This window comes from Streptomyces sp. H27-D2 (assembly GCF_035828615.1).
Lineage (GTDB): Bacteria > Actinomycetota > Actinomycetes > Streptomycetales > Streptomycetaceae > Streptomyces.
On the sequence record NZ_JAYMZR010000232.1, the window covers coordinates 1 to 734 of the forward strand.

Annotated in this window: 1 protein-coding gene; it reads left to right on the plus strand. The window is 66.8% G+C overall.

The annotated features are described in order from the left end of the window. On the plus strand, window positions 1-734 hold a 734-nt coding region (locus tag QMK28_RS34065), incomplete at both ends, for a condensation domain-containing protein (RefSeq protein WP_326443570.1).

Below are 734 nucleotides of genomic sequence, written 5' to 3' on the forward strand. Positions count from 1 at the left end.
GGAGGTGCAGGCCCTGCTCGATGGCTGGGCGGCGATGCTGGCCGGATTCGCGGCTCACGCCTCCCGCCCCGGCAGCGGGGGGCACACGCCTTCCGACTTCCCCCTTGTGGAGCTGGAGCAGCCGCAGATCGAGGAACTGGAGGCAGCGGCACCGCAGTTGGTGGAGGTGCTGCCAGTCTCGCCATTGCAGGAGGGCCTGCTCTTCCACGCCCTGTTCGACGAACAGGCCGAGGACATCTACGTGGAGCAGATGATTCTCGATCTTCGGGGCCGGGTGGATTCGGGGGTGTTGCGGGCGTCCTGGCAAGCGTTGCTGGATCGGCATGGAAGTTTGCGGGTCGGCTTCCGGCAGTTGGCCGGGATGGAGCAGCCTGTGCAGACGATCGTGGGGCAGGTGGTCTTGCCCTGGCGGGAGGAGGATCTGTCGGGGCTGGACGGGGAAGCGGCGTGGGCGGAGTCGGAGCGGATCGGGGTCGAGGAGCGTGCTCAGCGCTTTGATCTGGCGCGGCCGCCGCTGGTGCGGGTTTTGCTGGTGAAGGTGGGTCGGGACCGGTATCGGATGATGGTGACGCTGCATCATCTGCTGTTGGATGGTTGGTCGTTGCCGATTTTGATGCGTGAGTTGTGGGCCTGCTATGCGGCGGGCGGCAGTGCGGGTGGTCTGCCCGTGGTGGCTCCGTATCGCGATTACCTGGCCTGGTTGTCCCGTCAGGACAAGCAAGCCGCCCGCGAGG